Source organism: Allorhizobium ampelinum S4 (genome assembly GCF_000016285.1).
GTDB lineage: Bacteria > Pseudomonadota > Alphaproteobacteria > Rhizobiales > Rhizobiaceae > Allorhizobium > Allorhizobium ampelinum.
On sequence record NC_011989.1, the window covers coordinates 3,476,469 to 3,499,220 of the forward strand.

The following is a 22,752-nucleotide window of genomic DNA, read 5'->3' on the forward strand; positions in this document are numbered from 1 at the left end:
CATCAGCCGCCGAGTGCGTCCTCCAGGAAGGCTTGCAGTTGGGCGAGATGCTTGGACATCAGACCCGTCGCTGGAGAGGCGGCAGCCGGGCGGCCGGTATAGCGCACGCGCTGATACTTGGCGTCGATATGCGCCAGCACCCATTCCAGGTACGGATCGATGAAGGACCAGGCCCCCATGTTCTTCGGCTCTTCCTGGCACCAGACCATTTCCGCATTGCGGAAGCGGCTGAGCTCATTGATCAGCGCCTTGGCCGGGAACGGATAGAGCTGTTCGATACGCAGCAGGTAGACATCGTCGATGCCACGCTTTTCGCGCTCTTCCAGCAGGTCATAATAAACTTTGCCACTGCACATCACCACGCGGCGGATCTTGGCATCCTTCTGGAGCTTGATCGGACCGTCCTTGATGATCTCGGCATCATCCCACAGCAGGCGATGGAAAGAGCTTTCGCCTGCCATTTCCGCCAGGGTAGACTGGGCCCGCTTGTGGCGCAGCAGCGACTTCGGCGTCATCAGGATCAGCGGCTTGCGGAAGTCGCGTTTCACCTGACGGCGCAGGATATGGTAGTAATTGCTCGGCGTCGTGACGTTGGCAACCTGCATGTTGTCTTCGGCGCACATTTGCAGCCAGCGCTCCAGACGAGCCGAAGAGTGTTCCGGTCCCTGACCTTCATAGCCATGCGGCAGAAGGCAGACGAGGCCGGACATGCGAAGCCACTTGCGTTCACCCGACGAGATGAACTGGTCGAACACCACCTGGGCGCCGTTGGCGAAGTCACCGAACTGGGCTTCCCACAGGGTCAACGCATTCGGACGTGCCAGCGAATAGCCGTATTCGAAGCCAAGCACGGCCTCTTCCGACAGCATCGAATTGATGACTTCGTAGCGAGCCTGATTGGGGGCCAGATTGGCCAGCGGAATGTAGCGATCTTCGCTTTCCTGATCGTAGAGCACCGAATGACGCTGGCTGAATGTGCCGCGCTCGCAATCCTGACCGGACAGGCGGATCTTGTGGCCTTCAACGACCAGCGAACCGAAAGCCAGTGCCTCGGCCATCGCCCAATCGATACCCTCGCCGGTCTCGATCATCTGGGCGCGGTTTTCCATGAAGCGCTGGATGGTGCGATGCGCTTTGAAGCCATCAGGAATGGTCGACAGCTTGCGGCCGATCTCCTTCAGGGACTTCATCGGCATGGCTGTCTTGCCGCGACGCTGCTCATCGGCATTGTCGGCAGCGCGAAGACCGGACCAGACGCCATCCAGCCAGTCAGCCTTGTTAGGCTTGTAGGACTGGCCAGCCTCGAACTCCTGCTCGAGATTGGCGCGCCAATCGGCCTTCATCTTTTCGAGATCGCCTTCGGTAATCACGCCTTCAGCAATCAAGCGATCGCCATAGACCTGAACAACGGTCTTATGGGCGCGGATTTCCTTGTACATCTTCGGCTGGGTGAACGAAGGCTCATCACCTTCATTATGGCCAAATCGACGGTAGCAGAACATGTCCACAACCACAGGCTTGTGGAACTTCATGCGGAATTCAGTCGCCACCTTGGCGGCATAAACTACAGCTTCCGGATCATCCCCATTGACGTGGAAGATCGGCGCTTCGATCATCTTGGCCACATCCGATGGATAAGGCGAGGAGCGCGAGAAGCCCGGATTGGTGGTAAAGCCGATCTGGTTGTTGATGATCACATGCATCGTGCCAGCCACGCGGTGACCGCGCAGACCGGATAGGCCGAGAATTTCAGCTACAACGCCCTGACCCGCAAAGGCAGCGTCACCATGCAGCAGCAGCGGCAGAACCTTGGCGCGTTCCTTCAGCGGAATCACGTCGCCTTCCCAGACTTTGGCCAGCTGGTCCTGCTTGGCGCGGGCCTTACCCATCACCACAGGGTTAACGATTTCCAGATGCGACGGATTGGCCGTCAGCGACAAGTGAACCTTGTTGCCATCGAATTCGCGGTCAGACGAGGCACCAAGATGGTACTTCACGTCGCCGGAGCCTTCAACTTCATCAGGCTTGAACGAACCGCCCTTGAACTCGTGGAACACGGCGCGATGCGGCTTGTGCATCACATTGGTCAGCACGTTCAGACGGCCACGATGCGCCATGCCAAGCACGACCTCTTCAAGACCCTCCTGACCACCGCGCTTGATGATCTGCTCCAGCGCCGGGATCAGCGACTCGCCGCCATCCAAACCAAAGCGCTTGGTGCCCTTGTACTTCACATCGATAAACTGCTCAAAGCCTTCGGCCTCAACCAGCTTTTGCAGAATGGCCTTCTTGCCCTCGACGGTGAAATCGACGCCTTTATCCGGGCCTTCGATGCGCTCCTGAATCCAGGATTTTTCTTCCGGATTGGAGATGTGCATGAATTCGAAACCGAGCGTCGAGCAATAGGTGCGCTCAAGAATTTCGATCATCTCACGCACGGTGGCATATTCCAGCCCCAGAACGTTATCGATGAAGATCTTGCGGTCAAAATCGGCTTCGGTAAAGCCGTAAGACAATGGTGACAGCTCGTTGTAATCTTCAACCGCCGTAGCAATGCCCAGCGGGTCGAGCTTGGCGTGCAAATGACCGCGCATGCGATATGCGCGGATCATCATGATGGCGCGCACGCTATCACGGGTCGCCTGCAACACATCGGTTTCAGAAACCGGTTTACCCGTGGTTGCGGCTGCGGCTTCTGCCTTGCCCTTGACCTTGGTTTCAATGGCCTTCTCGACCAGACCCCAATTGCCATCCAGCGCCGATACCAGATCGGTACGAGGCGTCAGCGGCCAATTGCTCCGCTGCCAGGAGGCTCCCTTGGCCGCCTTTTTCACATCGCTTGGATTATCGCCCAGCGCCTTGAAGAAGGATTGCCACTCAGGCGATACCGAATTCGGATCGTCTTCGTAACGCGCATAAAGCTGCTCGATATAGATCGCATTCGATCCGTCCAGGAACGAGGTGATCTGAAACTGCTCGTTGGCTTCTTGCCTTGCCATGGTTTTTTGCGGGCCTCGTGCCCGCCTCCCGACTTGAGGTCATCACCGAACTATTCGACCGAATATTCGGTTTGTCGAATATCTGCCAGTCAAGGCTTGCGCTCGACTGGACTTGAAATGCCTGCACGGGCAGACGCCATAAAGACGTCTGCCCGCTCATCTCTATGTGGTCTCAGCCCTTGAGAACTTCAACCAGCGTCTTGCCAAGGCGGGCTGGCGAGGGCGAAACCCGTATGCCCGCCGATTCCATGGCTTCGATCTTGTCTTCCGCGCCGCCCTTGCCGCCGGAGATCACAGCGCCTGCGTGACCCATGGTGCGACCGGGAGGAGCCGTACGACCGGCGATGAAGCCAACCATCGGCTTCTTGCGGCCCTTCTTGGCTTCGTCCTTGAGGAACTGTGCGGCTTCTTCTTCAGCCGAACCACCGATTTCACCGATCATGATGATCGACTTGGTGGCTTCGTCAGCGAGGTACATTTCCAGGATGTCGATGAACTCGGTGCCCTTGACCGGGTCGCCGCCGATGCCCACAGCCGAGGTCTGGCCGAGGCCTTCATTCGAGGTCTGGAACACTGCTTCGTACGTCAAAGTGCCGGAACGCGACAACACGCCAACAGACCCCTTGCGGAAAATCGAGCCCGGCATAATGCCGATCTTGCATTCTTCCGGCGTCATCACGCCTGGGCAGTTCGGGCCAATCAGGCGCGACTTGGACTTGTCGAGGCGCGCCTTGACCTTGACCATGTCGGCGACCGGAATGCCTTCCGTGATGCAGACGATCAGCGGAATTTCAGCTTCGATGGCTTCGATGATCGCCGCAGCAGCACCGGCTGGCGGAACGTAGATCACCGATGCATTGGCGCCAGTGACGTCCTTGCCTTCGGCAACAGACGCAAAGATCGGCAGGGTTTCACCCTTGGAGCCGGTCCAGTTGCTACCGCCCTTGGCCGGGTGAATACCGCCGACCATCTTGGTGCCGTAATAGGCAAGCGCCTGCTCGGTATGGAAAGTGCCGGTCTTGCCGGTCAGGCCCTGTACGAGAACCTTGGTGTCTTTATTGATCAGAATCGACATTACTCGGCTTCCTCTTCCTCGAATTCGAGGGGTTCAAATGCCTCAAAGGCGTCATTGGAAAAGCGATAGCCCATGCCCTTGGCTGGCTTCTGCGTCAGCTGCTTCTCAAGGCTCTTGGACCATTGGGTAAAGAACCAATCGAACTGGCCGTCGCCCTTGGCAATAGCAAGCTCGCCCTTCCAGACAAAGAGGCTCGCGTCCTTGGACTTGTCAGCGAAATAGGCGAGCGCATCGTCATTATCGTTGAAATGCACCCAACGTTCGGCGACGTCGCCATCGGTTGGAAGCTCGCTGTCGAAGCAGACGAAGTAGCACAGATTGATATCTGTCTCATTCGGGCCAAAAGGCTGACGCTTCACGGTCTTGGATGTATCGGCCATCAGATCACGCTGCCTTCACGGCTGCGACGATCTTCTGCGCAGCATCGTCCAGATCATCCGCCGAAATGACGTTGAGACCGGATTCGTTGATGATTTTCTTGCCCAGCTCGACATTGGTGCCTTCGAGGCGAACAACGAGTGGAACGGTGAGGCCGACGTCCTTGACGGCAGCCAGAACGCCTTCGGCAATCACGTCACACTTCATGATACCGCCGAAGATGTTGACCAGAATGCCCTTCACAGCCGGATCGGCAGTGATGATCTTGAAGGCTGCCGTTACCTTTTCCTTGGTCGCGCCGCCACCAACGTCGAGGAAGTTTGCCGGCTCAGCACCGTAGAGCTTGATGATGTCCATGGTTGCCATGGCAAGACCTGCGCCATTGACCATGCAGCCGATATTGCCATCGAGCGCGACATAAGCCAGATCGTACTTGGAGGCTTCAATTTCCTTGGCGTCTTCTTCGGTCTTGTCGCGCAGAGCCACCACATCTTCGTGGCGGAACAGGGCGTTGCCGTCGAAGGACATCTTGGCATCGAGAACGCGCATACGACCGTTCTTCATGACGATCAGCGGGTTCACTTCCAGAAGCGCCATGTCCTTTTCGACAAAGGCTTTGTACAGGATTGGGAACAGCTTTTCAGCGTCAGCCTTGGCTTCGCCTTCGAGCAGCAAAGCCGCAGTCAGGGCTTCGAGATTGGCAGCCGTTACACCAGCTTCTGGATCAATCGCAACGCTGATGATCTTTTCCGGGGTGTCGTGAGCAACCGTTTCAATGTCCATGCCGCCTTCGGTGGAGACCACGAAAGCAACCTGACCAACAGCGCGGTCGACGAGCAGCGACAGATAAAGTTCGCGCTCGATATCAGCACCGTCTTCAATATACAGGCGGTTCACCTGCTTGCCAGCGGGGCCGGTCTGGTTGGTCACCAGCGTGTTGCCGAGCATTTCAGCAACATGCGACTTCACTTCATCGATCGAGAACGCCAGGCGAACGCCGCCCTTGGCATCCGGGCCGAGTTCCTTAAACTTGCCCTTGCCGCGACCACCAGCGTGGATCTGGCTCTTGACGACATAAAGCGGGCCAGGAAGCTGCTTTGCGGCCGCCTCGGCTTCATCGGCGGAAAAGATTGCCACACCTTCGGCAACCGGTGCGCCAAAGCTCTTCAGCAGAGCCTTGGCCTGATATTCATGAATATTCATCGTCTGGTCCTGTGTTCGGAGCAATTCCAGAACCAGCGGTCATGCCGCCCGGCTTAGAACTGCGTTAAAACCATGCGCGGCTGCGCCATCATCCGCAGATGAAGGCGCAGCCGCCAAAGGCGATTACTTAAGAGCCGGAGCAATATTGATGCAGGCTTCGCAGAGACCGGCGACAGCGCCGACCGACTTCTGGAAAGCCGCTTCCTCGTCCTTGTTCAGTTCGATCTCGATGACGCGTTCGACGCCGCCAGCACCGATCACCGTGGGTACGCCAACATACATGTCCTTGACGCCGTACTGACCGGTCAGGTGTGCAGCGCAAGGCAGAACGCGCTTCTTGTCCTTGAGGTAGGATTCAGCCATTTCGATCGCCGAAGCGGCTGGCGCATAGAAGGCCGAACCGGTCTTCAACAGGCCGACGATTTCGGCGCCGCCATCACGGGTGCGCTGAATGATCTCTTCCAGGCGTTCAGCGGTGACCCAGCCCATCTTGACCAGATCGGTCAGCGGGATACCGCCAACCGTGGAGTAACGAGCCAGCGGCACCATCGTGTCGCCATGGCCGCCAAGCACGAAAGCCGTGACATCCTGAACCGAAACGTTGAATTCCTCAGCCAGGAACAGGCGGAAACGCGAGCTGTCGAGAACGCCGGCCATGCCGACAACCTTGTTGGCCGGAAGGCCGGAGAACTTCTGCAACGCCCAGACCATGGCATCGAGCGGATTGGTGATGCAGATCACGAAGGCGTTGGGGGCATATTTCTTGATGCCAGCGCCAACCTGTTCCATGACCTTGAGGTTGATGCCGAGCAGGTCGTCGCGGCTCATGCCGGGCTTGCGCGGCACACCAGCGGTGACGATGCAGACATCCGCACCTTCGATGGCGGCGTAGTCGCTCGAACCGGTCAGCTTGGCATTGAAGCCTTCAACGGGCGACGACTGCGCAATGTCGAGACCCTTACCCTGCGGTACGCCATCGGCAATATCGAACAGGACGATGTCGCCCAGTTCCTTCAAGCCGGCCAGATGGGCCAGCGTACCACCGATCATTCCAGAACCAATAAGTGCGATCTTGTTGCGCGCCATTGAAGTGCTTCCTTTTAGATCCAAAACCAAGTCGGCCCTCCAATAGAGTGACCGGCCTTTGGGCCATTCGCATAGCGCGACCTGGAAAAAAGCGCAACCGATATTTATGAGAGCATATTTTTCAATCGTTTAGACTATAAAATTCTTACGTAAAGGTAAGATATTAAGTCATCAATTCTTCACATTTCAGCAATGCGGGCTGCATGCGCTTCGAGATATTCACGGCTACGCATCTCAAACAGCCGCGATGCTGTCCGGTCGAATTCGAACCCTTCGGTTCCTTTTCTCGCCGTCAACAAGGCTTCGGGCTCAGCGGCTGCGCTAGCATGCACCCGGACATGATGGTCGTAAAGCGCGTCGATCAGGATGATGAAGCGCTTCGTCTGATTGCGTTTTTCAGGTCCAAGATAAGGAATATGGTCGATGAAAATAGTGTGAAAGCGGTCGGCAAGCGCCAGGTAATCGGAGGCACCCAGCGGCTGCTCGCAAAGCTCGGCAAACGTGAAGCGCGCCATTTTTCCAACGGCTCGCCTCACCGGCAAAAGCCTGCCTTTCATCTCGATATCCAGCGGCTTTTCAAGACGGCCTGCGGTCATCATTTTCCAGGCGCGGTCCATTTCCCGATCCGCTACAGCATCGGCCGGAGAAAGATAGATCGGAAGCTGATCGGCCTTTTCCAGCCGGTAATCGGTCGGCGAATCGAGCGAGAGGATCTCGACATATTGTTTGAGCAAGCCGATGAACGGCACAAACAGACCCCGATTCAGCCCATCCGGATAGAGATTGTCCGGCTCAACGTTAGAGGTCGCCACCAGAATGCAGCCACGGGCGAAAAGTTCGGTAAACAACCGCGACAGGATCATCGCATCGGCGATATCGGTAACGGTGAATTCATCGAAGCACAAAAGCCCGGCTTCAGCAGCCAGTTGCTCCGCAACCGGCGGCACGGGGTCGGCCTGTTTTGTCTCGCCATTTTTGAGTTTCTGCCGATGGATGTGAATGCGATTATGCACATCGGCCATGAATTCGTGAAAATGCGCGCGCCGCTTCTTTTCCACGGGCGCCATGCGAAAGAACAGGTCCATCAGCATGGTTTTGCCACGCCCGACGCTGCCATGCACATAAAGCCCCATGATTTTGGTTTGGGGCGCGCGATGCCGTGCGAAGATCCAGCCAAGCGCCGAGGACTTTTTCGCTGGCTTGCGTTCTTTCAATTGAAGCAGGACTCGATCAAGCCGGGCTGCGACCGCCATCTGGGCGGGGTCGGCCATCAGCTCCCCCGACAGGGTCCGCGCCTTCAAATCCTCGCTGACGCTGAGGGCATAATCGGGCACAGGCTGCATGTCGAACTCCGCGGAGGATATAGGCCCGCCCCTATTGCATCAAAGGGCAGAAATCAGAATGAAGGGTGGCTCAGCCCACCCTTTTACCGGCTGAGGCTGACAGGCTGGCCAGCGCTGGTGGAGCCGTTGAAGCGATTGTCTGCTGTCTTGTAGAGAGTGCCGATCACATTGCCGTCGCGATCCTTCAGCATCAACTGCTTGTTGGCGACGTCCCAGGCGCCCATCGTCGTCAGCGGGCCGACGCAACCGCGTGTACCGCCGCGCGATCCACCACCCAGATTGGTGAGGGTCAGGAACATGTCGCAGCTGGATTGGCCATTGGCCACACGCCAATTGCCAACCATCTGTTCCTTGGTGAAATCGAGAGAGCTACCCGGCGGCGGCGCATTCGGTGTCAAGGCAGCGCTCTGGTTAGACGTGGGAGCGACCGGAAACTGGCTCGCACCTGGAGGCGGCAATTGCCCCGATTGAACCTGAGGCACCGGTTGCGCCTGCAAAGGCGGCAGTGACGAGGAACCGTAATCGCTTGACGTACGCTGACACCCGGCAAGAGAAAGCACGACCATCAAACCCGTCGCCGCAAATTTCAGTTTCATCCTAACACTCCCGGTTGCTTCATCATCGTCAGCTTTCGCCTTTCAGCGGCAGCTATCTTGCACCAAACGCCCGGAAACTAGCGCCAAAGCTGGTTTGAAATCAAGGCAGAAGCCTCTTCAACGGCAAGCAAATAGCGGGTTTGCGTCCAGAAGATCGATATTTTCATTACAAAACCGCGTGAGATGCAGCCAATAGCACCGCCAGAGACTGTCGCAACCGCGACAGCAGCCCGCCCGCGCCACTCACATGATGAGACATTGAAGATGGATCATCCTGTCTCTTTTGCAAATATCTCAAGCAAGCAATGCATTTGAGATATTTGGAATGCCTTCAAGGCGAGGATGCCTGAGCATCTTCGCCTTGGGCTTGACCACGTCGGGCAACCTGCGTCAAACGCGGCGCTCGACCATCATTTTCTTGATTTCGGCAATCGCCTTGGCCGGATTGAGGCCCTTTGGACAGACTTGCGCGCAATTCATGATCGTATGGCAGCGATAGAGCCGGAAGGGATCTTCCAGATTATCCAGTCGCTCGCCCTTGGCCTCGTCACGGCTGTCGATCAACCAGCGATAGGCTTGCAGCAGCACGGCTGGGCCGAGATAGCGGTCGCCATTCCACCAATAGCTCGGGCAAGACGTCGAGCAGCAAGCGCAGAGAATGCACTCATAAAGGCCGTCCAGCTTCTGCCGGTCGTCATGGCTCTGCTTCCATTCCTTAACCGGCGTCGGAGACACCGTTTTCAGCCAGGGCTCGATAGAGCGGTGCTGGGCATAGAAGTTTGTCAGGTCGGGAACCAGATCCTTGACCACAGGCATATGCGGCAGAGGATAGACCTTCACGGTCCCCTTCACCTCGTCGGTACCCTTGGTGCAGGCCAGCGTGTTGGTGCCATCGATATTCATCGCGCAGGAGCCGCAAATGCCCTCACGACAGGACCGGCGGAACGTCAGCGTCGGATCGATCTTGTTCTTGATATAGAGAAGACCGTCGAGAACCATCGGACCGCAATCGTCCATATCGACATAATAGGTGTCGAGGCTTGGATTTTTGTCGTCATCGGGGCTCCAGCGATAGATCTGGTATTCCCGCAGGTTCTTGGCACCTGAAGGCTTTGGCCAGACCTTGCCCGGCTTGATCTGAGAATTCTTGGGAAGCGTCAGTTCAACCATGTCGATATCCTCACATCAATAAACGCGGGCCTTGGGCTCGATCTTCTTGGGATCGATCCCATCAGCCAGAAGCTCGGTGTGTACAGGACGGTAATCCAGCTTCACATCGCCGGCTTCATTGACCCAGGCCAGTGTGTGCTTGCGCCAGTTGACGTCGTCGCGACCACCATAAGGGCCGTCAACAAAATCCTCGCGGGCATGCGAACCACGGCTTTCCTTGCGGGCTTCTGCGCCATAAACCGTGGTAATGGCATTGGCCATCAGATTGTGCAGTTCCAGCGTTTCCACCAGATCGGAATTCCACACCAGCGACCGGTCCGTGACCTTGATGTCGGGCATTTCCTTCCAGATTTCCGAGATCCGACGGCAACCACTTTCCAGGGCTTCCTGGGTGCGGAACACCGCAGCATCTTCCTGCATGGCGCGCTGCATCTTGTCACGCAGCACGGCTGTTGGCGTCGAGCCGCTGGAATGGCGGATGGCGTCAAACCGTTCCATGATCTTATCACAGGCAGCGACGTTCAGCGCCGGAATTGGCGAGACCCGGTCGATGACCTCGGCGGCACGGATGGCCGCAGCACGGCCAAACACCACGAGGTCGATCAGTGAGTTGGAGCCAAGACGATTGGCCCCATGCACCGAAGCGCAACCGGCTTCACCGACAGCCATCAGGCCGGGTGCGATCCGCTCGGGGTTTTCAGCATCGGCGTTCAGCACTTCGCCCCAGTAATTGGTCGGAATGCCACCCATATTGTAGTGAACGGTCGGCAGAACCGGGATCGGTTCGCGGGTCACATCGACGCCGGCAAAAATCTTGGCGCTCTCGGAAATGCCCGGCAGGCGCTCATGCAGAACGGCGGGATCGAGATGGTCGAGATGCAGGTAGATATGGTCCTTGTTCTTGCCAACGCCGCGGCCCTCGCGGATTTCCAAAGTCATGCAGCGCGAAACCACGTCACGCGAGGCAAGATCCTTGGCCGATGGGGCATAGCGTTCCATGAAACGCTCACCCTCGGAATTGACCAGATAGCCGCCTTCGCCGCGCGCGCCTTCGGTGATCAGACAGCCAGCACCGTAAATACCGGTCGGGTGGAACTGAACGAATTCCATGTCCTGAAGCGGCAGACCGGCGCGGGCAATCATGCCGCCGCCATCACCGGTGCAGGTATGAGCCGACGTTGCCGAGAAATAGGCGCGGCCGTAACCGCCGGTCGCCAGCACCACCATCTTGGCGGAGAAGCGATGGATCGTGCCGTCATCGAGGTTCCAGGCCACGACGCCGGTGCAACGGCCATCCTCGGCCATGATCAGGTCGAGGGCGAAATATTCGATGAAGAATTCGGCATTATGCTTCAGGGATTGACCGTAAAGCGTATGCAGAATGGCGTGGCCGGTCCGGTCGGCGGCAGCACAAGTGCGCTGTACCGGCGGGCCTTCGCCGTAATTCTGCATATGGCCGCCGAACGGACGCTGATAGATTTTGCCTTCTTCGTTACGCGAGAAGGGCACGCCGTAATGTTCCAGCTCATAGACAGCCTTTGGCGCTTCCATGGCCAGATATTGCATGGCGTCCACGTCACCCAGCCAGTCCGAGCCTTTGACGGTATCGTAAAGATGCCACTGCCAGCAGTCTGGCGTCATGTTGTTGAGCGAAGCGGCAATGCCGCCTTGGGCTGCAACCGTGTGGGAGCGGGTCGGGAAAACCTTGGTGATACAGGCGGTCTTGAAACCCTGCTCGGCCATGCCGAGCGTGGCGCGCAGGCCAGCGCCACCGGCGCCGACAACGACCACGTCATAAGCGTGATCGACATAGGTATAACTGCGGCCATTGATGGTTGGGCCGGCCTTGGAAGAAGAACTTGTCGCTGCCATGATGAATTATCCTACAAACGCGATCTTGAGGATGGCGAAAAGACAGAGCGCACCCGTGATGACCACGAAAAATGTGTTGAGCATCATCAGCCCCATCTTCATAACTTCGTTATGAATATAGTCGGCGATGATTTCCTGCATGCCGATCTTCATGTGGATCAGGCCGGAAAGCACGACCAGTCCCATGATAACCGCCACGAGAGGGTTCGACAAAGCGGACACGACATCGGCATAGGGTGCGCCGGCATGGGTCAGCATGAAAATGATGAAGAACAGCATGAGCGGCACGTTGGCGATGGCCGTCAGGCGCTGGCGCCAGAAATGTTCCGTGCCGTCCTTTGCGGAGCCGAGACCGCGAACTTTACCGAGCGGTGTACGCATATCCATGATTAAAATCCCTCAGCGGATGATGAACGCGACGACCCAGACCAGAACGGTCAGGACGACGGATGCAACGGCTGTCGCCTTGGCGAGCTTGGTGTTGAAGTGTTTCTCCAGACCATAGCCCAAGTCCCATGCGAAATGGCGCATGCCACCCAGCATGTGGTGGATCAGCGCCCAGCTGAAGCCGAACAGAATGATCTTGCCGATGAACGTCCCCATGAACCAGGAGACCCAATCGTAATAATCCGCTCCCGTCGAGGCGGCGATCAGCCACCAAGCAACCAGCGCGGTCCCAAAATACAAGGCTCCGCCGGTAATGCGATGCACGATGGACATCAACATTGTCGGAACAAGCTTGTAGATTTGCAGATGCGGCGACAAAGGCCGTTGTTTTGTCACGTTCGCCATCTCGTCCTCACGGCGTTCAAGTGCATTCCACCTTTGGAATGGAAGGGATATAGGGCGCTCCTTGATGGAGTGCAGTGCGTCAAATTGGACCTTTAATCCTCCGATTGATGCAGGACAAGGCGGATTTGAAACTGGCTTTCAATTTAATCGATTGGCAAGTCCCTGATCATGCGCCTCTCCAACCAAAGACGTACGGCGCGACAATAAACAGCAGTTCTTAAGAAAATCGACCAGATAGCTGGAATGACTTGATTTTCCCATGGTTCGAATTAATCTCTTATTAACCACGTTTTGATGGGGACCGGAGAAAAAACCTTGCCTGCCACTGGTAAAATCACCCGTATCAAAGCAGCCGCCCTGGCCCTGGCCTGCGGATGTTTGCTGGCCCAGGCCGCCTATGCGGGCGGCACAAATGATGGTTCCGCTTACCATGGCCAGCAGAGAAGGTCGCATACCGGTTCTGCGGCGGGATCGATCATCGGGATCGGCACCCCCGGTGGCACTTATACTTTCGGTGTTTCTGCCTGGCGCACCGATAGGAATGGCCAAAACTCCGCCCCTCTGGCTCCAAAGGCCAAGATCATCGACGTCAAAGCGCAGCTGGAAACCTCGCCCTGCACATATGAAGCAGGTGTTTGCATCATACGCCCCTGACCGATGCGGACCCATCAGCAAAACTTCCAGACGGTGGTTTTCTTCACCTCGCTGTCTTCAAGCATCCGCGTGACCGGGACCTGATAGGTCGCCAAGGCCCGCATCCGATCAATCGGACAATAGCTTCGCCCGGGATCACCGATCAGAATATCGGTACCCTCGCCGCACAGCGTTGAAAACCAGGGTACCAGTCGGTCGGCAAAGCTCTTGTCGTAAAAAACGTCGCCAGCCAGGAGCAGGTCGGCATCCAGTGTCTGACCGATCAGATCCTTGCCCCAAAAGCCGAGTTCCACCCCGTTTTCAGCCGCATTGAGGGCAATTGCCGCCTGTACGAAAGGATCGATGTCCACGCACAGCACCGAAACAGCACCAGCCTTGGCGGCGGCGATGGCAACGAGACCGGAACCACTGGCGAAATCCACCACACGCTTGCCCGCCACAAGCTGCGGATTGTCGAGGATATGACGCGCCAAGCCCTGGCCGCCGGCCCAGGCAAAGGCCCAGAACGGCGGCGGCAGGCCGATTTCCGCCAGATCGTCCTCGGTTTTCAGCCAGAGATCATGAACTTCACTGGCCAGATGCAGCCGGATTTCCGGCACATGCGGCGGAGCGATCAGATCGGTATTGTCGAGAATGAAGCGCCGGGGATCGATCTTCACAGGGGAAACGCTCACACCGGCGGGTTTTCAAGCCCGCCCATCCGGCAGATCTCGAAATATTCCTCCTCGGTCACCGGCTGCACCGAAAGCCGCATCGACGTCACCAGCGCCATCTGCGCCAGTTTCGGATTGGCCTTGACGTCCTTCAGGGTCACCGGTTTTGGCATATCCCGCACGGCGCGGATATCGACGCAGTCCCAACGAGCATCGCCCTCAGCGGTCGAATCAGGATGGGAGAGCGCGCAAACCTCTGTGATGCCGACCACTTCCAACCCCTCGTTGGAGTGGTAGAACAGGCCTTTGTCGCCTACCTGCATCGCCCGCATATTGTTGCGGGCCAGATAGTTGCGCACCCCGGTCCATTCGGTACCCGCCTCGCCCGCATCCTTCTGCATGGCCCAGGACCACTTGAAAGGCTCGGATTTGTAAAGCCAGAAAGCCATGCGTCTCATGCCTCAGGATTGTTGAAGACCCAGTTATAGGGCTTGATCTCGACGCTTTCGAACAGTCCGGCCTTGGCATAGGGGTCCTCAGCAGCGATCGCCTTAGCGGCGGCGAGGTCATCGGCCTTGATCAGCAGCATCGAACCGCAGGGCTTGCCATCGGCATCCAGGAAAGGCCCGCCGATTTTCAACACCCCGTCGGCATTCAAGCCGTTCAGCCACTCCACATGCGGAGGGCGGGTCGCCATTCGAAGATCAAGATGGTTGGGTTTATCGGCGCAGATCACGGCAAACAGCATGGCTCGTCTCCTCAAAAATTATTCCGTGGTAATGGGGCGGGTCATCAGCGCATCAACCGCCCGGTCGATATCCAGCACACCATCGATGATGGCGGCAATGGCCTGGGTAATCGGCATGGCGATAGCGTGGTGTTCAGCAAGGCGGGCCGCGACGGCAGCCGCAAAGGCACCCTCGACCAAACCACCGCTGCCAAGCTGGCTTTGCTCGCCCTTGGCAAGGGAAATACCATAGCGCAGGTTGCGGGATTGATGGCTGGTGGCCGTCAACACCAGATCGCCAAGGCCCGACAGGCCGCGCACCGTATCCGCCTTGCCACCCATGGCGACGACCAGCCGCGACATTTCCGCAAGGCCACGCGCAATCAACGCCGCACGGGCTGATTCGCCCAATCCCCGGCCCTCGACAATGCCGCAGGCTATCGCCAGCACATTCTTCAACGCTCCGCCCAATTGCACACCAATCCGGTCGTCGGCGGCATAAAGCCGGAATGTCCGGGTGGACAGCGTGCGGGCGAGTTCCTCGGCCATGTCAAGATTGTCAGCCGCCAGTGCCATCGCCGTCGGCAGGCCTCGGGCGATATCCATGGCAAAGCCTGGTCCTGACAGAACCGCGACGGGATGATGCGGCAATTTTTCTTCCAAAAGCTCGGTCAGCAGCCGGGAGCTTGCCCGGTCGATGCCCTTGGCGCAGGTCACGACCATAGCGTCGGCGGAAAGATAGGGACCATAGGTCGATGCGGCATCGGCCTGCGCCTGCGAGGGCATGGCAAACAACACGATATCGGCATCGGCCAGCACATCCGGCTCGAAGGCGAATTCCAACCCGAAAGGCAAGGCGACACCCGGCAGAGCCGCATCATGCATGCCATCGGTCCTGAGATCGGCCATCAAGGACGGATCACGGCCCAGCAAGGTCACTTTGGACCGGCCTTCCAGCGCCATGACAGCCGCCAGCGCCGTGCCGAAGGCTCCGGCACCGATGACCGCAATGTGATGCTGTCCACTCATGCTTTTGCGCCTCGCTTGCCGGAGCCAAGCAGGGTCGCCGCATTGGCGTCCAGCGGCCAGCGGGCGCGTGGCGAGACCGACAGGTCATCAGCCGGAAAGCCATGGGCCAGCCGCTCTAGCCCGGCCCAGGCGATCATTGCCGCATTGTCGGTGCAAAGATGATGCGGTGGCGCGATAAAGCGAAACCCATGCCGGTCGCAAAGCGTCTGCAAGGCAGCACGCAGCGCCTGATTGGCGGCGACGCCGCCAGCCACCACCAGGGCTGGCTTGGCCTCAAGGCCCGGATATTCCGTATTGAACCGCTCCAGCCCCCGGCCGATCCGGTCGTCCATGGTGCGGGCGATGGCGCGCTGGAAAGAGGCGCAGATATCGGCGATATCCGCTTGGCTAACCGGCGCTGCCGCCTGTGCCGCCTGCCGCACCGCGGTCTTCAATCCAGAAAAGGAAAAATCCAGCCGCGCCTCGCCCACCAGCGGTCGCGGAAAATTGAAGCGTTTTTCGTTGCCATGAAGGGCGGCGCGCTCCACCGCCGGGCCACCCGGATAGGGAAGGCCGAGCAGCTTGGCGGTCTTGTCAAACGCCTCTCCGAGCGCATCGTCGATGGTGGTGCCCCAGCGCTGGTAATCGCCGACGCCGCGCACCAGAACCAATTGGGTATGACCACCTGAAACCAGCAGCATCAGATAGGGAAAGGCAACATTGTCCGTCAGCCGCGCCGTCAGCGCATGGCCTTCCAGATGGTTGATAGCAAAAAGCGGCTTTCCCGCCGCCCGGGCAATCGCCTTGCCGGTCATCAACCCGACGATCAACCCGCCGATCAGGCCGGGACCGGCGGTGGCCGCCACGGCATCGATATCGCAAAGCCGGGTATCGGCCTTGGCCAGGGCCTCTTCCACCAGCGTATCCAGCGCCTCGACATGGGCGCGGGCGGCGATTTCCGGCACGACGCCGCCATAGACGCTGTGTTCGTCCAGCTGGCTCAACACCACATCGGACACGATTTCGCCGCGCCCATCATCATGGCGCAGAACGATAGCGGCTGCGGTTTCATCGCAGCTGGTTTCGATGCCGAGAATCTTCAAAGGACCTGTCATGGAGGCTGAGTTGCGTCGATTTGATTGATTGCGAGGAAGAGCAAACATGGTTACGAGAACCTCCGGTAACAATGGATGACTTCGGATGCAAACGAAACCTTTCCGCATCGGCACACGCGGCAGCCCTTTAGCACTGGCCCAGGCCCATGAAACCCGCGAGCGTCTGGCGACGGCCCACGGCCTTTCGCCTGATATGTTCGAGATCGTCGTCCTCTCGACCACCGGCGACCGCATTACCGACCGGTCTTTGGCGGAAATCGGCGGCAAGGGCCTGTTCACCCTGGAGCTGGAACAGCAATTGCTGTCCGGCGGGCTGGATTTCGCCGTGCATTCCTCCAAGGACATGCCAACCGCCCTTCCCGACGGGTTGGAGATTTCCGCCTATCTGCCACGGGAAGACATGCGCGATGCCTTTATTGGCCGCACGGCACCGAAACTGCTGGAGCTTGCCGAGGGCGCGGTCATCGGCTCGGCCTCGCTCCGGCGTCAAGCGCTGATTCGCAGGCTTCGGCCTGACCTCCAGGTCATTACCTATCGCGGCGCGGTGGAGACCCGGCTTCGCAAGCTGGCCGCAGGCGAGGTCGATGCCACGCTGCTGGCCGTGGCCGGTCTGAAGCGGCTGGACAAGGAAACCGTGATTACCCAATATCTAGACCTCGAAAGCTTTCCGCCGGCACCGGCCCAAGGGGCGATCTGCATTGAGGCACGGGTCGATGACCGGCGCATCCAGGATCTTCTGGCTCCGATCAATCATCGCCCGACTTTTGACGCGGTTTCCTGTGAGCGTGCCTTTCTGGCCGCGCTCGACGGTTCCTGCCGCACGCCGATTGCCGGCTATGCGATATCGGATGGCGAAATGATCCGTCTAACCGGGACGATCCTGACGCCGGACGGGCAGGTCTCGCATTCGGTCGAGGCCGAGGGCCGCTGTGCCGATGGCCTTGCGCTCGGCTGGTCGGCGGGCGAAAAGGTAAGAGACAAGGCCGGACCCGGCTTTTTCGAGGGATGGACCTGACACCATGCGCGTTCTGCTGACCCGGACCGAGACCGCAAGCCGCAAAACGGCAGACCGTCTCCGCGCCCTGGGTCACGAACCCGTGGTTCTGCCGCTGGCCCACGCCATACACCACGTCGATGATACACTTTCTGCCCTCTCCCAACCGCATGCAGCCCTGGCAGTCACCAGCAGCGAGGCGATCAGAAGCCTCGCATCTCATCGCGAGGCGCTTCGGGGCCATTTCGAAACCCCGCTGTTTGCCGTGGGTAAGGCGAGCGCCAGCACCGCACGAGCGCTTGGTTTTCGCAAGGTTCTGAGCGCCCGAGGCGATGGCGCCGCCTTGGCTGAACAGATTGCCGCCGCCCCAATCGCCTGGGCAAATCCCCTGCTTTATCTGGCCGGGCAGCCCCGCAAGCAGAGCCTGGAACACGGGCTGCGCCAGTCCTCCATTACCTTTCGCGTTGTGGACTCCTATACTATGCAGGGACTGACTTATCATGAGGGCGACATCTGTGCCCGGCTCGAGCAAAAGGCGGTGGACGCTGTGCTGCTATATTCAGCCGAGACCGCCAGACGGTTTTTTGCCCTGCCTCTTTCCGGTAAAGCCGCCGGTCTTTTCGCATCCGCACACATTTTCTGCCTAAGCGCCGACATTGCCGAAAACGTGGCAAAACCGTTCAGGAACAGGGTATCCATTGCCCCTCAGCCTCGTGAGGACGATCTGCTTTCTCTCCTGTAAAACCACAAGGCATGCGGCAAATGCGGGCAAGCCCCTTTCCTTCCAGACGATCCCTGACTAATTTCATTCCACACCCATTGAAAACGAGGTTGCCATGGTTTCCGGAAAACCCCCACGCCGTTCCAAAACGACCGAAGAGCCGGTGACCATCGACCTGACGGCAACGCCCGTTCAAGCGCCTGAAATCGGCAAACCGCTGGTGCCGGGTGACAAACCGGAGGAACAGGCCGTCAGCTCGGATCACACGCAATCGCCCGATCACGAGCAATCGCTGGACAAGGTAGACCAACCCAAGGAAAATCCTGTCGATCCCGTGGCAGAGCCGGAAAGCGCGCCGATCTCGCAGGCCGAGGACCTGAGGCGGGAGGATATCAACGCCGACGGAGCAAAGGTCTGGCCGGGCAAACCTGAGGACGCCCATTTTGGCGGTGAGACCTCGGCCTTTTCGCCACCCCCGCCGGACGAGCCGGAACCACCGCTGATGGAAGCATCCGCTGAGGGCGAGGCATCCGCGCCACCCCCACGCGCCTCCTCTCCCACCATGTCAGGTTTCGTGGCCGCAGGCATTGTTGGCGGATTGATTGCGTTGGTCGGCGCGGGCGCCCTGCAATATGCTGGCGTGATCCCCTCCACCGGTTCAGCAAAGGACGACAGTGCGGTCAGTAAACAGGTCGCCACCCTTGCCGCCGAGGTCGAGAGCCTCAAGGCAGGCAGCGCCAATGGTGCAGTCCCAGCAGATCTTTCCGGTCTCGAAAATCGGCTGTCACAGCTGGAAGCAGGCCAGCAGCAAACCGCCGTGGACCCTGCCGCCGTCAGCGAATTGCAGGCAAAGCTTGCCAGCGCCAACCAGGCAATCGACCAGCTGAAATCGGATCTTGCCGGTCGGGTGGAAAAGCTCACCGAAAACCAGACGGAAGTTTCCGACAAGGTGAGCGCCATTGAAACCAAGATCAACAAGCCGCGTGACGACATCGAAGTCGCCCGCGCCATTGCCGCCTCGGCTTTGAAGACCGCCGCTGACCGGGGCGGGCCGTTCCTGGCCGAGTTGCGCACGCTGGGCAGCATCGCACCGGAAGACACCGCCATTGCCGCTCTGGAGCCTTATGCGACCACGGGTGTCACGTCCCGTATCGAGCTGCAACGGCAATTCGGACCGGTTGCTGACAAGATTCTCTCGACCATCAACGCTCCAGCGGAAAGCGCCAATATCGGCGAGCGTCTCTGGGCCAGCGCCATGTCTGTCGTCAAGGTCCGGCCAGTTGGCAATGTCGAAGGTGACAGCGCCTCGGCCATCGTCGCCCGTATTGAAGACAAGATCCGTAATGGCGACCTGAAGGGTGCGGCAGCCGAATGGGACAGCCTGCCGGAGGCAGGACGCAACGTCTCTGCCGAGTTCAAGAAGGCGCTTGACGCCCGTATTACCGTTGAAAACCAGGTTTCCGACGCGCTGGCCCGTGCCGTCGCCGGACGGCAAGGATAAGCATCATGATCCGTATCATCGTCTATATCCTGATCGTCCTGGCGCTTGGCTTCGGTTTTTCCTGGCTTGCTGATCGTCCGGGTGAGTTGCAGATTGTCTGGCAGGGCCAGCTGATCGAAATGAGCCTGACAGCGGCGGCCACCATGATCGTTGCCATCGTTGCGGTGGTGATGATCGGCTGGTGGCTGGTGCGCACGCTCTGGACCTCACCGCATTCGATGCGCCGCTATTTCCGCGCCCGCAAGCGTGACAGAGGCTATCAGGCGATCTCGACCGGCCTGATTGCCGCAGGCGCTGGCAATGCCGCGCTGGCCCGGCGGATGAGCGCCCGCGCCCGTGGCCTGGTGCGTGCCGATCAGGAACCGCTGATCATGGTGCTGGAGGCGCAGGCCGCCCTGATCGAGGGCAAGCATGACGATGCACGGCGGATCTACGAGCAGATGGTCGCCGATCCCGAAACCCGTGAGCTTGGCCTGCGCGGTCTCTATGTGGAGGCAACGCGGCTGGGTGCCCACGAGGCTGCGCGGCAATATGCCGAAAAGGCCGCCGAGGATGCGCCTTATCTACCCTGGGCTGCCAAGGCCGCCTTGGAATATCGCTGCCAGACCAGTGCCTGGAACGAGGCCATTCATCTTCTGGATCAACAGCGCGTCGCAGGCGTCCTTGCCCGGGCGGAAGCCGACCGGCTGAAAGCCGTGCTGCTGACCGCAAAAGCCATGGACCAGCTGGACGGCGATCCGGCAGCGGCCCGCGACAATGCCATGAATGCGCTGAAACTCGCCAAGGATCTCGTCCCGGCCTCCGTAACCGCCGCCCGCGCCCTGCTGCGGGAGGATAATCTGCGCAAGGCGGGCTCGGTGCTGGAAACCGCCTGGAAGCTTGCTCCCCATCCAGACATCGCAAGCCTGTATGTGCGGGCACGGGGTGGTGACGGCGCGGTTGACCGCTTGAAGCGGGCCGAGCGGCTGGAACAGGTCAAGCCCAACAATGTCTACTCGCTGCTGGTGGTTGCGGAAATGGCGCTTGAGGCGCGGGACTTCACCAAGGCACGCGCCAAGGCCGAAGCGGCAGCCCGGATGCAGGCGAGCGAACGGGTTTTCCTGCTGCTGGCCGATATCGAGGATGCCGAAACCGGCGACCAGGCCCGCATCCGCTACTGGATGGCGCAGGCTCTCAAAGCCCCCCGCGATCCCTCCTGGGTGGCCGATGGCCAGGTCTCGGAAAAATGGCTGCCCTATTCGCCCGTCAGCGGCAGGCTCGACGCCTTCGAATGGAAGATCCCCTACGCCCAGCTCTCTGGACCGGTCGAAGACGGCACAGTGATCAGCGGTGCTGCCGCCTTGGCCGAATTGCCGCCGCTTGGACAGGGCGAAAAACCCGCATCCTCCATTCCGGCACGCAAGATCGACACGCTGCCGGAACAACCTGAGGCCTTGGCTCCCTCATCCAGCCAGCCGACCGCATCGCCAAAGCCTACGCCGAAAAGCCACGAACCGGAGCCGTTCTTCGGCGGCGCACCGGACGACCCGGGCGTGCGCGACGCCAGCCGCAGTTCGGACGAGAAAACCCGGCTCAATCTGTTTTAAGGACCATTCATGCTGGAGCGCCTCAATACTTTTTTCCAAAGCTTTATCGCTGGCGAACAGGACAATGAATTCGACGGCAACGACACGAGGGTGCTGATCGTCGCCCTGTGTTTCCAGGTGATGGAAGCTGACGGAACCATTAGCGCCGCCGAACGGAAGAGCCTGAAAAAGAGCATCAAGGACCATTACGATCTGGATCGCAGCAAAATCGACGCCTTGCTGGAGGCTGGCCAGCAGGCGGAAAGCGAAGCGGTGGACTATTACCGCTTCACCTCTGAATTGAAGCGCCGTCTTGATGAAAACCAGAGGCTGGAACTGGTCAGCGTGCTCTGGGACATCGTGTATGCCGATGGCATGCGCAACGAGATGGAAGATCACATCCTCTGGCGGGTCGCCGACCTGCTTGGCGTCTCGGACCGGGATCGGATTCTCGCCAGACAAAAGGCGGCGGAGCGGGCCGGACAAAATACGGATGGCCAGGCCGGAGATGAAGCAGTCGCCGGAGATGCGGATGCTTGATGATCCGACACGAATACGGCCTGCGCACCGCCCTGTCCTGGTCGTCCTGCATCAGGAGCGATCAAGCGCCGGTCGTGTCGGCCAATTGCTGGTGGAAAAAGGCTTCCCCCTCGACATCCGTCGCCCGGCCCTTGGCGATCCCCTGCCCGACACGCTGAGCGGTCACAGCGGTGCCGTTGTGTTTGGCGGGCCGATGAGTGCCAATGATCCCGATCGTTTCGTGCATGACGAGATCGACTGGCTATCCGTGCCGCTCAAGGAGAATCGGCCCTATCTCGGCATTTGTCTCGGTGCGCAAATGCTGGCCCGGCATCTGGGCGCCAAGGTCAGGGGTCATGACCGGGAACTGGTCGAGATCGGCTGGTATCCGATCCAGCCAACCACCCATGGCCGCTTGCTGATGAAATGGCCGAAAATGGTCTATCATTTTCACCGCGAAGGGTTCGACCTGCCGCATGGCGCAACGCTGCTGGCCACCGGCGATATCTACCCCAATCAGGCGATCCGCTACGGCGAAAAGGCCTTCGGCATCCAATTTCACGCAGAACTGACCCGTGCGATGATGCAGCGCTGGGTGGTGCATGGTGCCTCACGCTTTTCCATGCCCAATGCCCAGGCTGGCCGCGACCATCTGGAAGGACGCATGCTGTTCGATGCCCCGCTCAAAGCCTGGCTATCGGATTTTCTCGATCTGGTCTTTGCCGAGGAACACCAGGCTGCCAACCTGCGTCAAAACACCGATAAACAGCCAGCCTGATCG

The 22,752-nt window shown here is 59.2% G+C and carries 23 protein-coding genes; 6 read left to right on the plus strand and 17 right to left on the minus strand.

Going from position 1 to position 22,752, the window contains the following annotated elements; translation table 11 throughout:
- Positions 1 to 2 precede the first annotated feature (2 nt).
- The 17 genes from AVI_RS16300 to tsaD all read right to left on the minus strand — a co-directional run bounded on the left by AVI_RS16300 (position 3) and on the right by tsaD (position 16,671).
- Positions 3 to 2,999 (minus strand): 2-oxoglutarate dehydrogenase E1 component, encoded by a 2,997-nt coding sequence (locus tag AVI_RS16300; protein ID WP_015917394.1) that lies wholly within the window; start codon positions 2,997 to 2,999, stop codon positions 3 to 5.
- Between the two features lie 172 nt (positions 3,000 to 3,171).
- On the minus strand, positions 3,172 to 4,074 hold the full coding sequence (gene sucD / locus AVI_RS16305) for a succinate--CoA ligase subunit alpha (protein ID WP_015917395.1): 903 nt from the start codon (positions 4,072 to 4,074) through the stop codon (positions 3,172 to 3,174).
- Positions 4,074 to 4,454 (minus strand): hypothetical protein, encoded by a 381-nt coding sequence (locus AVI_RS16310; protein WP_015917396.1) that lies wholly within the window; start codon positions 4,452 to 4,454, stop codon positions 4,074 to 4,076. Before AVI_RS16310 ends, sucD begins: the two co-directional genes overlap by 1 nt.
- A 4-nt stretch (positions 4,455 to 4,458) precedes the next feature.
- The gene (sucC, locus tag AVI_RS16315) at positions 4,459 to 5,655 is read right to left on the minus strand and encodes an ADP-forming succinate--CoA ligase subunit beta (RefSeq protein WP_015917397.1); all 1,197 of its coding nucleotides are present in this window, start codon (positions 5,653 to 5,655) and stop codon (positions 4,459 to 4,461) included.
- Positions 5,656 to 5,778: 123 nt separating this feature from the next.
- Positions 5,779 to 6,741: a malate dehydrogenase gene (gene mdh / locus AVI_RS16320; protein WP_015917398.1), complete on the minus strand. Its 963-nt coding sequence runs from the start codon at positions 6,739 to 6,741 to the stop codon at positions 5,779 to 5,781.
- Positions 6,742 to 6,920: 179 nt separating this feature from the next.
- A complete protein-coding gene (zapE, locus tag AVI_RS16325; protein WP_015917399.1) occupies positions 6,921 to 8,084 on the minus strand; it encodes a cell division protein ZapE in 1,164 nt (387 codons plus the stop codon).
- Positions 8,085 to 8,167: 83 nt separating this feature from the next.
- Positions 8,168 to 8,680, minus strand: coding sequence for a protease inhibitor Inh/omp19 family protein (locus AVI_RS16330; RefSeq protein WP_015917400.1), 513 nt, complete (start codon positions 8,678 to 8,680; stop codon positions 8,168 to 8,170).
- A gap of 390 nt (positions 8,681 to 9,070) precedes the next feature.
- On the minus strand, positions 9,071 to 9,850 hold the full coding sequence (locus AVI_RS16335) for a succinate dehydrogenase iron-sulfur subunit (RefSeq protein ID WP_015917401.1): 780 nt from the start codon (positions 9,848 to 9,850) through the stop codon (positions 9,071 to 9,073).
- Positions 9,851 to 9,865: 15 nt separating this feature from the next.
- Positions 9,866 to 11,722, minus strand: coding sequence for a succinate dehydrogenase flavoprotein subunit (sdhA, locus tag AVI_RS16340; RefSeq protein ID WP_015917402.1), 1,857 nt, complete (start codon positions 11,720 to 11,722; stop codon positions 9,866 to 9,868).
- Positions 11,723 to 11,728: 6 nt separating this feature from the next.
- Entirely contained in the window at positions 11,729 to 12,109 is a 381-nt protein-coding gene (sdhD, locus tag AVI_RS16345) for a succinate dehydrogenase, hydrophobic membrane anchor protein (protein ID WP_015917403.1), read from the minus strand.
- Between the two features lie 12 nt (positions 12,110 to 12,121).
- Positions 12,122 to 12,514 carry a succinate dehydrogenase, cytochrome b556 subunit gene (gene sdhC, locus AVI_RS16350; RefSeq protein WP_015917404.1) on the minus strand — a complete coding sequence of 131 codons (393 nt, stop codon included), beginning with the start codon at positions 12,512 to 12,514 and terminating at the stop codon, positions 12,122 to 12,124.
- Positions 12,515 to 12,652: 138 nt separating this feature from the next.
- Positions 12,653 to 13,063: a hypothetical protein gene (locus tag AVI_RS31170; RefSeq protein ID WP_156598865.1), complete on the minus strand. Its 411-nt coding sequence runs from the start codon at positions 13,061 to 13,063 to the stop codon at positions 12,653 to 12,655.
- Positions 13,064 to 13,182: 119 nt separating this feature from the next.
- Entirely contained in the window at positions 13,183 to 13,827 is a 645-nt protein-coding gene (locus AVI_RS16360) for a class I SAM-dependent methyltransferase (protein ID WP_041698247.1), read from the minus strand.
- Between the two features lie 11 nt (positions 13,828 to 13,838).
- Positions 13,839 to 14,270 carry an EVE domain-containing protein gene (locus tag AVI_RS16365; RefSeq protein WP_015917407.1) on the minus strand — a complete coding sequence of 144 codons (432 nt, stop codon included), beginning with the start codon at positions 14,268 to 14,270 and terminating at the stop codon, positions 13,839 to 13,841.
- A 5-nt stretch (positions 14,271 to 14,275) separates the two neighbouring features.
- On the minus strand, positions 14,276 to 14,569 hold the full coding sequence (locus tag AVI_RS16370) for a YciI-like protein (RefSeq protein ID WP_015917408.1): 294 nt from the start codon (positions 14,567 to 14,569) through the stop codon (positions 14,276 to 14,278).
- Between the two features lie 18 nt (positions 14,570 to 14,587).
- On the minus strand, positions 14,588 to 15,577 hold the full coding sequence (locus AVI_RS16375) for an NAD(P)H-dependent glycerol-3-phosphate dehydrogenase (RefSeq protein ID WP_015917409.1): 990 nt from the start codon (positions 15,575 to 15,577) through the stop codon (positions 14,588 to 14,590).
- Positions 15,574 to 16,671 (minus strand): tRNA (adenosine(37)-N6)-threonylcarbamoyltransferase complex transferase subunit TsaD, encoded by a 1,098-nt coding sequence (tsaD, locus tag AVI_RS16380; RefSeq protein WP_015917410.1) that lies wholly within the window; start codon positions 16,669 to 16,671, stop codon positions 15,574 to 15,576. Before tsaD ends, AVI_RS16375 begins: the two co-directional genes overlap by 4 nt.
- Positions 16,672 to 16,756: 85 nt before the next feature.
- Here tsaD and hemC point away from each other — a divergent pair, with 85 nt between their 5' ends.
- From hemC to AVI_RS16410, 6 genes are all read left to right on the plus strand, one after another.
- Complete coding sequence (hemC, locus tag AVI_RS16385) at positions 16,757 to 17,686, plus strand: hydroxymethylbilane synthase (RefSeq protein ID WP_015917411.1); 930 nt, start codon at positions 16,757 to 16,759, stop codon at positions 17,684 to 17,686.
- A 4-nt stretch (positions 17,687 to 17,690) separates the two neighbouring features.
- Positions 17,691 to 18,407: a uroporphyrinogen-III synthase gene (locus tag AVI_RS16390; RefSeq protein ID WP_015917412.1), complete on the plus strand. Its 717-nt coding sequence runs from the start codon at positions 17,691 to 17,693 to the stop codon at positions 18,405 to 18,407.
- Positions 18,408 to 18,501: 94 nt separating this feature from the next.
- On the plus strand, positions 18,502 to 19,887 hold the full coding sequence (locus tag AVI_RS16395) for a COG4223 family protein (RefSeq protein ID WP_015917413.1): 1,386 nt from the start codon (positions 18,502 to 18,504) through the stop codon (positions 19,885 to 19,887).
- Between the two features lie 5 nt (positions 19,888 to 19,892).
- Positions 19,893 to 21,473 carry a heme biosynthesis protein HemY gene (locus tag AVI_RS16400; protein WP_015917414.1) on the plus strand — a complete coding sequence of 527 codons (1,581 nt, stop codon included), beginning with the start codon at positions 19,893 to 19,895 and terminating at the stop codon, positions 21,471 to 21,473.
- A gap of 9 nt (positions 21,474 to 21,482) precedes the next feature.
- Entirely contained in the window at positions 21,483 to 21,992 is a 510-nt protein-coding gene (locus AVI_RS16405) for a tellurite resistance TerB family protein (protein WP_015917415.1), read from the plus strand.
- Positions 21,985 to 22,749, plus strand: coding sequence for a glutamine amidotransferase (locus AVI_RS16410; RefSeq protein ID WP_015917416.1), 765 nt, complete (start codon positions 21,985 to 21,987; stop codon positions 22,747 to 22,749). The genes AVI_RS16405 and AVI_RS16410 overlap by 8 nt, the downstream gene beginning before the upstream one ends.
- Positions 22,750 to 22,752: the final 3 nt, after the last annotated feature.

Coding starts and splice junctions, on each gene's coding strand:
- AVI_RS16400 (WP_015917414.1), top strand. CDS start 19,893: ATGATCCGTATCATCGTCTATATCCTGATCGTCCTGGCGCTTGGCTTC.
- sucC (WP_015917397.1), bottom strand. CDS start 5,655: ATGAATATTCATGAATATCAGGCCAAGGCTCTGCTGAAGAGCTTTGGC.
- AVI_RS16300 (WP_015917394.1), bottom strand. CDS start 2,999: ATGGCAAGGCAAGAAGCCAACGAGCAGTTTCAGATCACCTCGTTCCTG.
- AVI_RS16370 (WP_015917408.1), bottom strand. CDS start 14,569: ATGCTGTTTGCCGTGATCTGCGCCGATAAACCCAACCATCTTGATCTT.
- mdh (WP_015917398.1), bottom strand. CDS start 6,741: ATGGCGCGCAACAAGATCGCACTTATTGGTTCTGGAATGATCGGTGGT.
- AVI_RS16310 (WP_015917396.1), bottom strand. CDS start 4,454: ATGGCCGATACATCCAAGACCGTGAAGCGTCAGCCTTTTGGCCCGAAT.
- sdhD (WP_015917403.1), bottom strand. CDS start 12,109: ATGGATATGCGTACACCGCTCGGTAAAGTTCGCGGTCTCGGCTCCGCA.
- AVI_RS16335 (WP_015917401.1), bottom strand. CDS start 9,850: ATGGTTGAACTGACGCTTCCCAAGAATTCTCAGATCAAGCCGGGCAAG.
- hemC (WP_015917411.1), top strand. CDS start 16,757: ATGCAAACGAAACCTTTCCGCATCGGCACACGCGGCAGCCCTTTAGCA.
- sucD (WP_015917395.1), bottom strand. CDS start 4,074: ATGTCGATTCTGATCAATAAAGACACCAAGGTTCTCGTACAGGGCCTG.
- AVI_RS16410 (WP_015917416.1), top strand. CDS start 21,985: ATGCTTGATGATCCGACACGAATACGGCCTGCGCACCGCCCTGTCCTG.
- AVI_RS16365 (WP_015917407.1), bottom strand. CDS start 14,270: ATGGCTTTCTGGCTTTACAAATCCGAGCCTTTCAAGTGGTCCTGGGCC.
- zapE (WP_015917399.1), bottom strand. CDS start 8,084: ATGCAGCCTGTGCCCGATTATGCCCTCAGCGTCAGCGAGGATTTGAAG.
- sdhC (WP_015917404.1), bottom strand. CDS start 12,514: ATGGCGAACGTGACAAAACAACGGCCTTTGTCGCCGCATCTGCAAATC.
- AVI_RS16405 (WP_015917415.1), top strand. CDS start 21,483: ATGCTGGAGCGCCTCAATACTTTTTTCCAAAGCTTTATCGCTGGCGAA.
- AVI_RS16330 (WP_015917400.1), bottom strand. CDS start 8,680: ATGAAACTGAAATTTGCGGCGACGGGTTTGATGGTCGTGCTTTCTCTT.
- AVI_RS16390 (WP_015917412.1), top strand. CDS start 17,691: ATGCGCGTTCTGCTGACCCGGACCGAGACCGCAAGCCGCAAAACGGCA.
- AVI_RS16395 (WP_015917413.1), top strand. CDS start 18,502: ATGGTTTCCGGAAAACCCCCACGCCGTTCCAAAACGACCGAAGAGCCG.
- sdhA (WP_015917402.1), bottom strand. CDS start 11,722: ATGGCAGCGACAAGTTCTTCTTCCAAGGCCGGCCCAACCATCAATGGC.
- tsaD (WP_015917410.1), bottom strand. CDS start 16,671: ATGACAGGTCCTTTGAAGATTCTCGGCATCGAAACCAGCTGCGATGAA.
- AVI_RS16375 (WP_015917409.1), bottom strand. CDS start 15,577: ATGAGTGGACAGCATCACATTGCGGTCATCGGTGCCGGAGCCTTCGGC.